The organism is Bacillus sp. 05T31 (genome assembly GCF_056396725.1).
In genome coordinates, this window is record NZ_JBFTMA010001368.1 from 1 (window position 1) to 463 (window position 463).

Annotated in this window: 1 protein-coding gene; it reads right to left on the minus strand. The window is 26.0% G+C overall.

Going from position 1 to position 463, the window contains the following annotated elements; translation table 11 throughout:
• A partial coding sequence (locus tag AC1DJR_RS33340) for a PadR family transcriptional regulator (protein WP_477004605.1) occupies positions 1-201 on the minus strand: 201 nt, incomplete at its 3' end.
• Between the last annotated feature and the right edge of the window lie 262 nt (positions 202-463).

Consider the following 463-nt stretch of genomic DNA (forward strand, 5'->3'; position numbering starts at 1 on the left):
ATCCGTCACCTCTTGATAAGTATTAACCCACTCTTGATTTTTCAGTTTAGTTAAAATGGGATAAATACTTCCTACTCCTTTCAATTTTAAATTATGTACTTCGAGTTCTTTCATAATTTCATAACCATAACTTTTCTTTGTAGACAAAATAGACAATACACACATTTCTAAATTCCCTTTAATTAAACTTGTTCTATCCATACGATAAATTTAACAGAAATATATACTTCATTCAAGTATATATTYCTGTTAAATTTAAAGAATCAGAAAAACCTCAGATTCTTTTCATCTAATTAGATATAGTATCCAGAGTTTTATTTATCATCCCGAAAAAATCATTTTTATACAATAATAATTATATAATAAATTATTATTATTAAAGTGTTAACACTCCATCTCACCGATGTAGTTCCTACTAACACTTAGTAAAAACATATTTAATGATGTTTGCCCACCTGCTATA